The following is a 12109-nucleotide window of genomic DNA, read 5'->3' as shown; positions in this document are numbered from 1 at the left end:
CCTGCCTCATGACCCAGCGCCCCTTCAATTTCTCCGCCGGCCCCGCCGCCCTGCCCGAAGAAGTGCTACATCAGGTGGCGGCGGAGATGCTGGACTGGCAAGGCTCGGGCATGAGCGTGATGGAGATGAGCCACCGCGGCCGCGAGTTCATCTCCATCTACGAGGCGGCCGAAGCCGATCTGCGTGAGCTGCTGCAGGTGCCGAGCAATTTCCGCATCCTGTTCATGCAAGGCGGCGGCCTGGCCGAGAACGCGATCGTGCCGCTGAATCTCTCGCGGGGCGGCAAGGTCGATGTGGTGGTCACCGGTTCCTGGTCCAAGAAGAGTGCCGCCGAGGCGCGCCGCTATGCCGACGTGGCGATTGCCGCCGATGGCGCATCCAGCCGCTACTGCGACATTCCCGCGCCGGGCAGCTGGCAGCTGCGGCCTGATGCGGCCTATGTGCATGTCTGCAGCAACGAGACCATCGATGGCACCGAGTTCCACGAGCTGCCGGACCTGAAGTCGCTCGGCAGCGAAGCGCCGCTGGTGATCGACTGCTCTTCGCACCAGCTGTCGCGCCCGATCGACTGGTCCCGGGTCGGCCTGGCTTTTGGCGGCGCCCAGAAGAACGTCGGGCCTTCGGGCCTCACCCTGGTTTTCGTGCGCGAAGACCTGCTGGGCCAGGCCCTGCCCATTTGCCCGTCGGCCTTCAATTACCAGACGGTGGCCGAGGCCCAGTCCATGTTCAACACCCCCCCCACCTTCGGCATCTATGTCGCAGGTCTGGTGTTCAAGTGGCTGAAGAAGTTCGAGTACGCCGGCAAGCAAGGCCTGGCCGCCATCGAACAGCGCAATATCGACAAGGCCGCCCTGCTCTACGCTGCCTTGGACGGCACCGACTTTTACGAAAACCGCGTGGCGGCCCACTGCCGCTCACGCATGAACATCCCTTTCTATCTCCGCGACGAAAGCCTGAACGAGGCCTTCCTGGCTGGCGCCAGGGAGCGCGGACTGCTGCAACTCAAAGGCCACAAGTCGGTGGGCGGCATGCGTGCATCGATCTACAACGCCATGCCGCTGGAAGGCGTGCAGGCGCTGGTCACGTATCTGAAGGACTTTGAGAAGCGCCATGGCTGAAGCAGCCGATTCCAACACCCCCCCCATGCCGCCCGAGCCGGCGGCCAATCCCGCCCTGCTGGATCTGCGCAACCAGATCGACAGCCTGGATCAACAGCTGCTGACCCTGCTCAACCAGCGCGCTCGTGTGGCGGAGCAGGTGGGCGAACTCAAGCGCCGCGAGGGCACACCCTTCTTCCGCCCCGACCGGGTGGCCCAGGTCATCGCCAAGATTCGCGGCGCCAACCAGGGCCCGCTCAAGGGCGAGCATGTGGCCGCCATCTGGCGCGAGATCATGTCGGCCTGCCTGGCGCTGGAGTCGCCGCAGCGCGTGGCCGTGCTGGGCCCCGAAGGCACTTTCTGCGAGCAGGCTGCCATCGAGTACTTCGGTGGCGCCGCCGACCTGATTTACTGCAGCAGCTTCGACGAGGTCTTCCACGCCACCGCCAGCGGTGGTGCCCAGTACGGCGTGGTCGGCGTGGAGAACATGACCGAGGGCGTGGTCACCCGCTCGCTCGATCTCTTCCTGCACACGCCCGCCCATGTGGTCGGCGAGGTCAGCCTGCTGATCCGCCACAACCTGGTGCGCAAGCAGAACTCGCTGGAAGGCATCGAGGCGGTGCTGGCCCATCCCCAGGCCCTGGCCCAGTGCCAGAACTGGCTCAACAAGCACCTGCCCCAAGCCGAGCGCCGCGCGGTCTCCAGCAATGCCGAGGGCGCCCGCCTGGCCGCGGAGAATCCGGCCTGGGCCGCCATCTGCAGCGAGCGTGCCGCGGGGCTTTTTGGCCATCACATCGTGGCGCATGCGGTGCAGGACGAGGCCTACAACCGCACCCGCTTTGCCGTGATCTGTCTGCCCCAGACCATGGCCATGCCGCCGGTCACGGGACGCGACTGCACCAGCCTCATCGTCTCCGTGCCCAACAAGCCGGGCGCCATGCACGATCTGCTGGTGCCACTGAAGACCCATGGTGTCTCCATGACGCGGCTGGAGTCGCGCCCGGCGCGCACTGGCCAGTGGGAGTACTACTTCTACATCGACCTGGATGGGCATCCCAGCCAGCCCCATGTGGCGGCGGCCCTGGCCGAATTGCGCCAGATCTGCGCCTTCTTCAAGATGATTGGCGCCTACCCGATCAAGACCTGACCCAGCACAGACCATGTTCAATCAACTCGGCGTGATCGGTTGTGGCTTGATGGGCGGCTCTTTTGCGCTGGCCCTGAAGAAGGCCGGCCTGGTCAAGCGGGTGGTGGGCTACAGCAAGTCACCCTCCACCACCGAGACCGCGCGCCGCCTGGGCGTGATCGATGTGGCGGCCGAGTCGGCCCTGCTGGCCGTCTCGGGCTCCGACATCGTGCTGCTGGCGGTGCCGGTGGCGGCCACCGAATCCACGCTGCGCGCCGTGCGGCATCTGGTCGATCCCAAGGTGCTGTTCATGGACGTAGGCTCCACCAAATGCGATGTGGTGGAGGCCGCGCGCCGCGCCCTGGGCAAGCAGCATCTGCCCGCCTTCGTGCCGGCACACCCGATTGCCGGCAAGGAGTCGGCCGGCGTGCAGCATGCCGACGCGGCGCTCTACCAAGGCCGCCAGGTCATCCTCACGCCCCTGGCCGAGACCCACGCGCCCCTGGTGCAGAAGGCCACCGATGTCTGGTCGGCCCTGGGCGCCCAGGTGCTGAAGATGACGCCGGAGAACCACGACCAGGCCTTTGCCGCCGTCAGTCATCTGCCGCATCTGCTGGCCTTTGCCTATTTCCAGGCCGTGGCCAGCCAGCCCGCGGGGCGCGACTTCCTGTCCCTGGCCGGGCCGGGCTTCCGCGACTTCACCCGCATCGCCGCCAGCGATCCGGCGGTCTGGCGAGACATCCTGACGGCCAACAAGACCGAGGTGCTGCTGCAGTCGCGCCTGTTCCGCCAGGCCCTGGATGCGCTGGAAGCCATGATGCAGGGCGGCGACGCCGCCGCGCTCGAGGCGCGCATCCGCCTGATCTCCGAGGCCCGCAGCAACTGGCATATGAATGTGCCGCGCGGCGGCTCCCGCAAAGACTCCTGAACCCCCTCCCCCATGTTCAAGACCCCCTTTCTGGACCTGCCGCCCCTGCGCTCGGCGGCGGGCACCGTGCGCCTGCCGGGCTCCAAGAGCATCTCCAACCGCGTGCTGCTGCTGGCCGGCCTCTCCGAAGGCCAGACCCTGGTGCACGATCTGCTGGACTCCGACGACACCCGCGTGATGCTGGCCGCGCTGCGCCAGCTGGGCTGCCAGCTGGAACAGGAACCCCTGGGCCCGCTCAAGGTCACCGGCATCGGCGGCCGCCTGGGCGTGCAGCAGGCCAAGCTCTTCCTGGGCAATGCCGGCACCGCCATGCGACCGCTCACCGCGGCCCTGGCCCTGCTGGCCGCCACTCAGGGCGGTGAGTTCGAGCTCTCGGGTGTGCCGCGCATGCACGAGCGCCCCATCGGCGATCTGGTGGACGCGCTGCGCGCCCTGGGCTGCCCCATCGACTGCCTGGCCCATGAGGGCTATCCGCCGCTGCGCCTGAGGGGCCCGGCCGCGCTGAGCCTGGACACACCAGTCAAGGTGCGCGGCGATGTTTCGAGTCAGTTCCTGACAGCCCTGCTGCTCGCTCTGCCGCTCGTCGCCGAGCGGGACATCGAGATCGAGGTGATCGGCGAGCTGATCTCCAAGCCCTATATCCACATCACGCTGGAGCTGCTCAAGCGCTTCGGCATCGAGGTGCGACGCGATGCCGACTGGCAGCGCTTCACCATTCCCGCCGGCAGCCGCTACCGCTCGCCCGGCGCGGTGCATGTGGAGGGCGATGCCTCCTCGGCCTCCTACTTTGTGGCCCTGGGTGCCATCGCAGCAGCCGAGCACCCCATCCGCATCGAGGGCGTGGGCAGCAGTTCCCTGCAGGGCGATGTGCGCTTCATCGAGGCCGCCCAGGCCATGGGCGCCGAGGTGCGCGCCGAGGCCAATGCCCTGGAAGTGCGGCGCGGCGCCTGGCCGCTCAAGGCCCTGGACCTGGACTGCAACCACATCCCCGACGCCGCCATGACCCTGGCCGTGATGGCGCTCTATGCCGACGGCCCCAGCACCCTGCGCAATATCGCCAGCTGGCGGGTCAAGGAAACCGACCGCATCGCCGCCATGGCGGCCGAGCTGCAAAAGCTCGGCGCCCGGGTCGAGGAAGGGCCGGACTGGATCCGGGTCCACCCCTTGGGCGCCGGCGCCTGGAAGCCGGCCGCCATCCGCACGTATGACGACCACCGCGTCGCCATGTGCTTCTCCCTGGTGGCCTTCAATGCCCTGGTGAGCGAGCGGCCCGTGCCGGTGCGCATCCTGGAGCCGCATTGCGTGGCCAAGACCTTCCCGGACTACTTCGAGACCCTGTTCGACGTGGTTCAGGCGCGCCCCGAGGACATTCCCGTCATCACCATCGACGGCCCCACCGCCTCCGGCAAGGGCACCCTGGCCGATGAGGTGGCCCGCGCCCTGGGCTACTGGGTGCTGGACTCGGGCGCGCTCTACCGCGCCACCGGTCTGGCCGCCAGCCGCGCCGGCGTGGACCTGGATGACGGCGCCGCGGTCGCCGCGGTGGCCGCCGGCCTGGACCTGCATTTCGAGGACGGTCGCGCCTTCCTGGACGAGGAAGACATCAGCGACGCCCTGCGCCAGGAGGCCACCGGCCTGATGGCCTCGCGCGTGGCCGTGCACCTTCCGGTGCGCGCCGCCCTGCACCAGTTGCAGCTGGACTTCCGCCGCCTGCCGGGTCTGGTGGCGGACGGCCGCGATATGGGCACAGCCATCTTCCCGGCCGCCCCGCTCAAGGTTTTCCTGAGCGCCAGCGCCGCCACGCGCGCCGAGCGCCGCTATAAGCAATTGATTTCCAAGGGAATTCCGGCTAATATCGAAGACTTGCGTGCAGATCTTGAGGCACGCGACGCGCGCGACAAGGGTCGCAGCGCGTCGCCGCTGCAAGCCGCACCCGACGCGTTCACGCTGGACAACTCGGCCCAGACCATTGAGGAATCAAGGGATCTGGTGCTGGCTTGGTGGCAGGAGCGTGGTCCTTTCGGCCCGCAAGGCTGAGGGGGCGAACGGCCGGTGAGCCCCTGGCTTGCCGGTCGCAGTGACACCACGTCACAGGGCCCGCCGCCCTTCCCTCCGAACGTCAGTTCATCGAGGGCGGCGAACTCAACAACCTAACCCGCGGGGTTTTCCCGCAGCAATCATGTCCCAAATCCAAAACGCCACCGGTGGTGAGTCCTTCGCCGCTCTGTTCGAAGAGTCGCTGCAAAAAGCCGACATGCGCTCGGGCGAGGTGATCTCGGCCGAAGTCGTGCGCATCGACTACAACTTCGTGGTGGTGAATGCCGGCCTGAAGTCCGAAGCCTATGTGCCCATCGACGAGTTCAAGAACGACCAGGGCGAAGTGGAAGTCCAGGTCGGCGATTTCGTCTCGGTGGCCATCGACGCCATCGAAAACGGCTACGGCGACACCATCCTGTCGCGCGACAAGGCCAAGCGCCTGGCTTCCTGGCTGAGCCTGGAAACCGCGCTGGAGTCCGGCGACTTCGTGACCGGCACCGTTTCTGGCAAGGTCAAGGGCGGCCTGACCGTTCTGGTCAACGGCATCCGCGCCTTCCTGCCCGGCTCGCTGCTGGACACCCGCCCGGTGAAGGACATGAGCCCGTTCGAGGGCAAGACCATGGAATTCAAGGTCATCAAGCTCGACCGCAAGCGCAACAACGTTGTGCTGTCGCGTCGTGCCGTGGTGGAAGCCTCCATGGGTGAAGAGCGCGCCAAGCTGCTGGAGACCCTGTCCGAAGGCGCCATCGTCAACGGCGTGGTCAAGAACATCACCGAGTACGGTGCCTTCGTGGATCTGGGCGGCATCGACGGCCTGCTGCACATCACCGACATGGCATGGCGCCGTGTCCGTCACCCGAGCGAAGTGGTGACCGTGGGCCAGGAACTGACCGCCAAGGTCCTGAAGTTCGACGCCGAGAAGAACCGCGTCTCGCTGGGTCTGAAGCAGCTGGGCGACGACCCCTGGTTCGGCGTGGCCCGTCGCTACCCGACCGGTACCCGTCTGTTCGGCAAGGTCACCAACATCGCTGACTACGGCGCCTTCGTCGAGATCGAGCCGGGCATCGAAGGCCTGGTGCACGTCTCCGAAATGGACTGGACCAACAAGAACGTGGCTCCCTCCAAGGTCGTCTCCCTGGGCGACGAAGTGGAAGTCATGGTTCTGGAGATCGACGAAGACAAGCGTCGCATCTCGCTGGGCATGAAGCAGTGCAAGGCCAACCCCTGGGAAGAGTTCGCCGAGAACGTCAAGCGCGGCGACAAGGTCAAGGGTCCGGTCAAGTCCATCACCGACTTCGGCGTGTTCGTGGGCCTGGCCCAGGGCATCGACGGTCTGGTGCACCTGTCCGACCTGTCCTGGCAAGAAACCGGCGAAGCTGCTGTGCGCAACTTCAAGAAGGGCCAGGAAGTCGAAGCCATCGTGCTGGCCGTGGACGTCGAGCGCGAGCGCATCTCCCTGGGCATCAAGCAACTGGACGCCGACCCCTTCACCAGCTACACCTCGGTCAACGACCGTGGCATGTCGGTGACCGGCAAGGTCAAGACCGTTGACGCCCGTGGCGCCGAGATCGAGCTGGCCGACGACGTGCTGGGCTATCTGCGCGCTTCCGAAATCAGCCGCGACCGCGTCGAAGACGCCCGCAATGTGCTGAAGGAAGGCGACGAAGTGACGGCCATCATCGTCAACATCGACCGCAAGACCCGCAACATCCAGCTGTCGATCAAGGCCAAGGACAGCGCTGACCAGCAAGAAGCCATGCAGCGCCTGTCCGCGACCAACGAGCGCGAGAACGCCGGTACCACCAGCCTGGGCGCCCTGCTGCGTGCCAAGCTGGACAACCAGAACAACGGCTGATAACCCTGTTCTGAGGGCAGCAAGGCTCTGCTAGCCTTGCTGCCCTGGTGACGCTCAAGGCTCGCCACTCTCACCGAGGGCGAGCCTTCTTTCTTCCCCCGCCAAGCATTCCCGTCATGACCCGCTCCGATCTAGTTGCCCACCTGGCCGAACGTTTCAGCCAGCTGAACCAGCGCGACACCGAGTTCGCGGTCAAGACCATCCTGGACGCCATGTCCGACGCCCTGTCCAAGGGCCACCGCATCGAGATCCGCGGCTTTGGCAGCTTCTCCATCAACCGCCGCCCGCCCCGCATGGGCCGCAATCCGCGCAGCGGCGCCCAGGTGCTGATCCCCGAGAAGCTGGTACCCCACTTCAAGCCCGGCAAGGCCCTGCGCGAGGCCGTGGACGCCCAGTTGCCCGTGGACGACAAGGCCGAGGCCTGAGCCTCGCGGTGCGCCCGAGCCGGCGCCTAGAATCCCGCAATGCGTGTGTTCGTCTGGCTCCTGCGAGCCTTCATCTTCTTCGCCCTCTTCGCCTTCGCGCTGAACAACAGCCAGGAGGCCGAAGTGCATTGGTTCTTTGGCCATGAATGGCGCGCGCCCATGGTCATCATCGTGCTGGTGGCCTTTGGCTGCGGCGCGGCCTTGGGCGTGCTGGCCATGGTGCCGGCTTGGTGGAAGCACCGCCGCGTGGCCCAGCGCCAGCAGCAGATGACGGGCGAACCCGGCAACGCCCCCACCCCCGAGGCCACGGCCCCCAACGCCAGCGTGGTGCGCGATGGACTTTGACCTGCGCTGGCTGCTGATCGCCCTGCCCGTTGCCTTCGCCCTGGGCTGGCTGGCCTCCAAGCTGGACACCCGGCAGTGGAAGCGCGAGCAGCGCGATGCCCCCAAGACCTTCTTCAAGGGCCTGAATCTGCTGCTCAACGAGCAGCAGGACAAGGCCATCGACGCCTTCATCGAGGCGGTGCAGAACGACCCCGACACCTCGGAGCTGCATTTCGCCCTGGGCAATCTCTTCCGCCGCCGCGGCGAATATGAGCGTGCGGTGCGGGTGCACCAGCACCTGCTGCAGCGCGGTGACTTGCCTCTGGCCGAGCGCGAGCGCGCCCAACACGCCCTGGCTCAGGACTTCTTCAAGGCCGGACTCTTCGACCGCGCCGAGGAAGCCTATGCCGCCCTGCGTGGCACCGCCTTCGAGACCGAGGCCGAGCTCGCCCTGCTCTCGCTCTATGAGCGTTCGCGCGAGTGGCGCAAGGCCGCCGAGGTGGCCCGCCATCTGGAGCAGGGCGGCAGCGGCAGCTTTGCCGGCCGCATTGCCAACTACCTGTGCGAGCTCGCCCAGGAGGCCCAGGCCCAAGGCAATGGCGCCGAGGCACAGAAACTGCTGGCCGAGGCGCGCAAGGTGGCGCCGAGAGCGGCCCGAGCCCATGTGCTGGCCGGCCAGATGCTGGCCCGGCAACAGCAGCCCGAGCAGGCCATGGCGGCCTATGCCGGCCTGCTCAGCGCCAGCCCCGAGGCCTTCCACCTGGTCGCGCGCGACTATGCGGACGCGGCCCTGGCCGCCGGTCTGGCGCCGCAGGCCCTGGCCACCCTGCAGGCTCAGTACCAGCGCAGCCCCGGCATGCAGCTGCTGGCTGCCATCGCCCGCCTGGACCCGGACACAACGGCCCAGCGCCAGCGCTTGGTCGAGCACCTGCGGGCCGAACCGAGCCTGTCGGCCGCGCGTGCGCTGGTGCAGCAAAGCGGGGCTCGCCTGAACGAAGAGGAAGCCCCCCTGCTCGCGGCCGCCCTGGACAAGGCCGTGCGTCCGCTGCAGCGCTACCGCTGCGCCGCCTGCGGCTTCGAGGCCCAGCACTATTTCTGGCAATGCCCGGGCTGTCTCAGCTGGGACAGCTACCCCCCGCGCCACGTCGAAGAGTTATGACCTACCCCCTACCGGCTTCGCCGGCCCCCTCAAGGGGGCGCACCCGACGGCCCGGCCGAGCCGGTTCCGTGGGTGCCGCGCGGGAATACAGAAGCGTTGCCAAGTCGCTCCAATGAGAATCATCATCTGCATGAAGTGGGGCACGAAGTACGGCCCCGAATACGTCAACCGCCTCTACGCCATGGTGCGCCGCCATCTGCGCGGCGAGTTCCGCTTCGTCTGCCTGACGGACCGCCATGAGGGCATACGCGCCGAAGTCGAGTGCCGGCCCATCCCCCCGCTGGACCTGCCACCCGGCAGCCCGGAGCGCGGCTGGACCAAGCTGACCACCTTCAGCGATGACCTGGTTGAGAAATACGGCCTGAGCGGCACCGCCCTCTTCCTGGACCTGGACGTGGTGATCGTGGACGACATCACGCCCTTCTTCGAAGTGCCCGGCGAGTTCCTCATCATTCACGACTGGAAGCGCCCCTGGCGCATCACCGGCAATTCCTCGGTCTACCGCTTCGAGCTGGGACGCCATCCCGACATCCTGGCCAAGTTCCGCCGCGAGTTCGACGCCATTCGCAAGCGTTTCCGCAACGAGCAGGCCTACCTCTCCGACGAGATGCAGCAAAAGGGCCTGCTCAAGTACTGGGACGCCGCCTGGTGCGCCAGCTACAAGTACCACTGCATTCCCGGCTGGCCGCGCAACTACTGGCAGGCTCCGCGCATCCCGGCGGGCGCGCGCATCCTGATCTTTCACGGCGTGGTGAACCCGCCCGACGCTCTGGCCGGCCGCCACAACGGCAACTGGCGCCGCCCGCTGCCGGCGCCCTGGATTGCCGAGCACTGGCGCGAGTGAGCACACGGTGCATGTGTGAAGCATGGACAAGCTACTTCTTTACGCGCACTACAGCGCCAGGGCCTCGATCGACGGCTATGTCTTCCACACCCTGAAGCACTTCAGGGCGCTGGGTTATGAAGTCGTTGTGGCCAGCACCTCCGAGGTGCGCGACCAGGCCGCGCTTGCTCGACTCGCCCAGCTCGGTTGTGAGCTACAGCTGGTTCCCAATATCGGCTACGACTTCTATGCGTGGCGAAGTGCTTTGCTGGATAGGCGGGCGGCCCTGAATAAACTCCAGAGCTTGGTGTTGCTCAACAGCAGCGTGCACGGGCCATTCTTCAGTCTGAGCGAGTTTCTGGACGGCTGCATGTCGCACGGTGCCGACGTCGTAGGGGCTACGCTCAGTCGCGAGCCCAAGCCTCATCTCCAAAGCTACTTCTTTCATTTCAAGCCGCGTGTATTCCGCTCCGAGGCATTTCTGCATTTCTGGGAAACGCTCAAGCCCTACGCAGACCGGCAGTCAACGATTGACCATCACGAACTCGGCTTCAGCGACTACCTACAGACATGCGGCTTCAGTCTTGCTGCCTTCCACACCGCACATGACAGTCTCAACCCGGCGCTCAAGCACCCCTATCTCCTGATGCGCAAGCGCCTGCCCTTCCTGAAGCTGCGCAAACTACGCAAGGCACGTCACCTGCTGCTGCAAATGCGACTGCGCACGCGGGCGCTCCTTCTGAAACCAGGTCGCTGACCGAATCCATACCACGCGCTCCATGTTGCCCCTGGTCTACATCAACTTGCAAAGGGACACCGAACGACATCGGCGGATGCAGTCGGAGTTCTCCCGGCTGGGGATACACGCCGATAGGCTTGAGGCCGTGCTTTGGACCGCCCTGAGGCACGGCGAGCAAACACGGCTGTATAGCGAAGAGCTCAACCAACAACAGTTCCACAAGACGCTGAGCAATGGTGAGAAAGGCTGCTATGCCAGCCATCTGCAGGCTTGGCAGGGCCTGCTCGATTCTCCGCACGAAGCGCTCGTTGTGCTTGAGGACGATGTCCGACTTGAGCCGCAGTTCGCCGCGGTGATCACCGCCATCGGATCGCTGCCGCGCAACTGGGACATGATCAAGCTGATCGGGAATCTTGACGCCAAGCGCGCGTCGGGCAATCAAGCCAGCGCACAGCCCCTGTGCCCGGAGTTTCAGCTGGTGTCCTACAAGCGGGTACCCAGTCTCACAGCCGGCTACGTGATCAGCCGCAGCGGTGCTGCCAAGCTGTTGCAGGGCCGCATCCCCTTTGGCCGTCCCATCGACGTTGACTTGCGCTACTGGTGGGAAACCGGTCTCTGTATTCGAGGCGTCAGCCCTGCCGCAATTGCACTGGACGAAACCAGCGAGCAAAGCTCCATCGGAGCCAAGGCGCCGGACACGCTGGCCATGAGCTGGCGCAAGTTCCGCCGCAAGGCCAGCTACACCCTTTTGAACTACTGGCATCGTCGATGAGCAAGAAGCCTTTAGTGCTTGTGTCCTGGGACGGCACGTCAACGCCCCTGGCCATGATCCATCTGGACGCCGCCGCAGAGTTCGACTGGCTGCTGTTCGACTACACGGGCCGCCAGCCTGCGGGCGAGTCTCTGCTGCGTGATCAGGCCTGCACCGTGCTGTCGGCCCGGACCGAGTGCAAGGGGGAGATCTACCAGGCACTGGCGGACTACCTGGCCGCACAGGGTCGCTGCCCCGAGTACGTGAGCCTGATCGATGACGATGTGCTGCTGAGCGTGAGTGACATCAACCGCGCCTTGCACCTGGGGCGTTGCGAAGGCCTGGACAGCTTCTCGCCCGTGCTCAGCCACGACAGCGTCTACACCCATCGCTGGACCCTGCGCCAGCCGGGTCGCTTCTACCGCCCGGTGGACTGGATCGAGGTCATGATGCCCTTCTACCGCGGGGAGCTCTTCCTGGCCGGTCGCGCGCATTACGCCGGCAACATCTCCTCCTGGGGCATCGACAAGTATCTGATGCCCACCCTGCAGCAGATTGGCGGCTGGTCACGCACGGCCCTGCTCGACGCCGTGATGGCCAGCCACCGACGCCCGGTCACCAGCGGACAGAAGACCTACCGCAACGGCCGTACGGCCGGCGAGGAAAGCGCGGCCATGAAGGCCTTGTGCCTCGATCTGATTGCCCGGCACAAACCTGAACTGCTGGACAGTGCTTGGTACCAGCGCATCTTTGTCCAAAGACATGCGCGCACACGCTGGCAGCAGCTGGCTTATGGACTGGGCCGGCCCCTGCGGCGCTGGCTGGAGCAAAGCACCTGAGACGCG

At 66.2% G+C, this 12109-nt stretch carries 12 protein-coding genes; all 12 read left to right on the top strand.

What is annotated here, in order from left to right:
- The first annotated feature begins 8 nt into the window (after positions 1 to 8).
- The 12 genes from serC to DFR39_RS07105 all read left to right on the top strand — a co-directional run bounded on the left by serC (position 9) and on the right by DFR39_RS07105 (position 12103).
- Positions 9 to 1118: a 3-phosphoserine/phosphohydroxythreonine transaminase gene (gene serC, locus DFR39_RS07160; RefSeq protein ID WP_133602844.1), complete on the top strand. Its 1110-nt coding sequence runs from the start codon at positions 9 to 11 to the stop codon at positions 1116 to 1118.
- A gap of 25 nt (positions 1119 to 1143) precedes the next feature.
- On the top strand, positions 1144 to 2244 hold the full coding sequence (pheA, locus tag DFR39_RS07155) for a prephenate dehydratase (RefSeq protein WP_133602994.1): 1101 nt from the start codon (positions 1144 to 1146) through the stop codon (positions 2242 to 2244).
- Positions 2245 to 2257: 13 nt separating this feature from the next.
- Entirely contained in the window at positions 2258 to 3151 is an 894-nt protein-coding gene (locus tag DFR39_RS07150; RefSeq protein WP_133602843.1) for a prephenate dehydrogenase, read from the top strand.
- Between the two features lie 12 nt (positions 3152 to 3163).
- A complete protein-coding gene (locus DFR39_RS07145; protein ID WP_133602842.1) occupies positions 3164 to 5188 on the top strand; it encodes a bifunctional 3-phosphoshikimate 1-carboxyvinyltransferase/cytidylate kinase in 2025 nt (674 codons plus the stop codon).
- 142 nt (positions 5189 to 5330) lie between these two features.
- Positions 5331 to 7043, top strand: a complete 1713-nt coding sequence (rpsA, locus tag DFR39_RS07140; RefSeq protein WP_133602841.1) for a 30S ribosomal protein S1 — start codon at positions 5331 to 5333, stop codon at positions 7041 to 7043.
- 116 nt (positions 7044 to 7159) lie between these two features.
- Positions 7160 to 7468, top strand: coding sequence for an integration host factor subunit beta (locus DFR39_RS07135; protein WP_133602840.1), 309 nt, complete (start codon positions 7160 to 7162; stop codon positions 7466 to 7468).
- A 39-nt stretch (positions 7469 to 7507) separates the two neighbouring features.
- On the top strand, positions 7508 to 7813 hold the full coding sequence (locus tag DFR39_RS07130; RefSeq protein ID WP_133602839.1) for a LapA family protein: 306 nt from the start codon (positions 7508 to 7510) through the stop codon (positions 7811 to 7813).
- Positions 7803 to 8951, top strand: coding sequence for a lipopolysaccharide assembly protein LapB (gene lapB / locus DFR39_RS07125; RefSeq protein WP_133602838.1), 1149 nt, complete (start codon positions 7803 to 7805; stop codon positions 8949 to 8951). The genes DFR39_RS07130 and lapB overlap by 11 nt, the downstream gene beginning before the upstream one ends.
- A gap of 112 nt (positions 8952 to 9063) precedes the next feature.
- Complete coding sequence (locus tag DFR39_RS07120; RefSeq protein ID WP_133602837.1) at positions 9064 to 9795, top strand: glycosyltransferase; 732 nt, start codon at positions 9064 to 9066, stop codon at positions 9793 to 9795.
- A 22-nt stretch (positions 9796 to 9817) separates the two neighbouring features.
- The gene (locus DFR39_RS07115) at positions 9818 to 10531 is read left to right on the top strand and encodes a rhamnan synthesis F family protein (RefSeq protein WP_133602836.1); all 714 of its coding nucleotides are present in this window, start codon (positions 9818 to 9820) and stop codon (positions 10529 to 10531) included.
- A gap of 22 nt (positions 10532 to 10553) precedes the next feature.
- Positions 10554 to 11285 carry a glycosyltransferase family 25 protein gene (locus DFR39_RS07110; RefSeq protein WP_133602835.1) on the top strand — a complete coding sequence of 244 codons (732 nt, stop codon included), beginning with the start codon at positions 10554 to 10556 and terminating at the stop codon, positions 11283 to 11285.
- The gene (locus tag DFR39_RS07105) at positions 11282 to 12103 is read left to right on the top strand and encodes a hypothetical protein (RefSeq protein WP_133602834.1); all 822 of its coding nucleotides are present in this window, start codon (positions 11282 to 11284) and stop codon (positions 12101 to 12103) included. Before DFR39_RS07110 ends, DFR39_RS07105 begins: the two co-directional genes overlap by 4 nt.
- Positions 12104 to 12109: the final 6 nt, after the last annotated feature.

It is taken from the genome of Roseateles asaccharophilus, from assembly GCF_004362405.1.
GTDB lineage: Bacteria > Pseudomonadota > Gammaproteobacteria > Burkholderiales > Burkholderiaceae_C > Kinneretia > Kinneretia asaccharophila.
This window is presented reverse-complemented; position numbering and strand designations above follow the sequence as displayed.